This window comes from Streptomyces sp. A1136 (assembly GCF_004795055.1).
Lineage (GTDB): Bacteria > Actinomycetota > Actinomycetes > Streptomycetales > Streptomycetaceae > Streptomyces.
In genome coordinates, this window is the sequence record NZ_SSBJ01000095.1 from 1 (window position 1) to 1745 (window position 1745).

Below are 1745 nucleotides of genomic sequence, written 5' to 3' on the forward strand. Positions count from 1 at the left end.
GGCCGTCCTCCTCGTGGGCGGGGTGTACAAGCTGACCTTGGACGGGCCGGGACAGCCGTTGCCGTACGCGGGCCTGATCGCCTTCTACACGGTGGCCCTGAGCTGCACGGCCCGCGTACGGCTGGGCCTGGGCGGCCCGGTGGCGACGGTCGGGCGGCGGCTGCCGTGGTGCGCGCCCGCCCTGGAGCGGGACGCCCCGCGCGCGGGGGTCCCGGCGGGCTTCGAGGGGGACGGGGACGCGGTGATCGTGTTCACCTCCGGGACGACGTCGCGGCCGCAGGCGGTGGTGCACACCCGGGCGAGCCTGGCGGCGGGCATGGAGACGGTCTCGACGCTGTTCGCAGGCGCCCGGCCTGGCGAGCCCGTGCTCGGCGGCACCTTCTTCGTCCTGGTCCCCGCCCTCACGCGTGGCGCGCCGGTCGCCCTGCCGGCCCGTTCCGCGCGGGGCCTGGCCCGGCAGTTGGCCCGGCTCCGCCCGCAGGACACCTACCTCACGCCGCCGCGGCTGCGCGACGCGCTGGCCGCCGGGGCGGCGTTCGGGGGCCGGGTGTGGACGGGTTCGGCGCCGGCCGGGGCCGAACTGCTCAACCGTGTCCGCGACGCGGGCGCCGACCAGGCGTGGGGCGTGTACGCGCTGACGGAACTGTTCCCCGCGGCGGCGGTGGAATCGCGGGAGAAGGCCGCCTTCACCGGCTCGGGGGACCTGGTGGGCGCGCCGCTCCCGGGGGTGCGGGCCGAGCGGGACCCGGCCGGACAGCTCCTGCTGACCGGACCGGCGGCCCGGGACCGCTACCTGGGCGAGGAGCGTGACGCATGGGTGCGTACGGGGGACAGGGCGCGGCTGGACGGGGCCGGGCGGATCGTCCTGGAGGGCCGGTGCAAGGACATGGTGCTGCGGCGGGCGGAGAACATCTACCCGGGCCTGTACGAACCTTCCCTGCACGTACCGGGTGTGGAACTGGGGGTGCTCGTCGGGGTCCCGGCGGACGACGGGGACGAGCGGCTGGTGGCCGTCGTGCAGCCGCGGCGCGGGGTGCCCGAACCCGTGCTGCGGGCGGCCCTGTCGGAACCGCTGCGGCGGATGGGGACGGCGCGGCCCGACGCGCTGCTGTTCGCGGACGTCCCGCTGGCCGGGCGCTCGCGCAAACCGGACCGGGCGGCGGCCTCGAAGCTGGCGGCGGCGGCCCTGCGCGGCGCGCGGGGAGGAGCCCGATGAACGCGGCCGCACGGGCCCGGCGGCGCGACCGTGGGGTCTACCTGGGCGGCCACCCGCTGCTGTTCGGGCTGCTCGCCGCCACCCGCGGCCGGCCCGTACTCCGGTTGGGCGGTTCCGTGCTCGTCCACGACGCGCGGGCCTACCGGGAGGCACTGACCCGGCTGCCGCTCGACCGGACGGCGCCGGGCACCACGGGCGGCGCCGCCCGGGCGGCGCTGGAGGGCGACGGGGGCGTGCTGTTCGACCAGGAGGGCAGCGGGCACCGCGCGGACCGGCGGGCGCTGGCCGAGCGGCTCGGCGGGGCGGGCATCGGGGAACTCCGCTCGCTCTGGCAGCCCTTGTTGACACGTCGGCTGCTCCCCCTGGCCCGGGGCGGCGAGGTGGACGTGGTGGAGCTGGCGCGCGAGCTGGCCGGGGTGGTGGTCTGCGCGCTGCTGGACTGCCGGGCCGAGCCGCGGGCCGTGGCCCGGGCGGCGGCCGATGCGGCGGCGGCCTCCGTGCGCGGGCACCTGCCGGGGCCGCCCCGGCC

The 1745-nt window shown here is 78.7% G+C and carries 1 protein-coding gene and 1 pseudogene; both read left to right on the plus strand.

Features of this window, described 5'->3' with window-relative positions; translation table 11 throughout:
- Positions 1-1216: AMP-binding protein (locus E6R62_RS37385; protein WP_136217900.1), on the plus strand; the 1216-nt coding region annotated here is incomplete at its 5' end.
- Positions 1213-1745, plus strand: a pseudogene (locus E6R62_RS37390) (cytochrome P450); the annotation flags it as partial. The gene E6R62_RS37385 and the pseudogene E6R62_RS37390, both read left to right, overlap by 4 nt.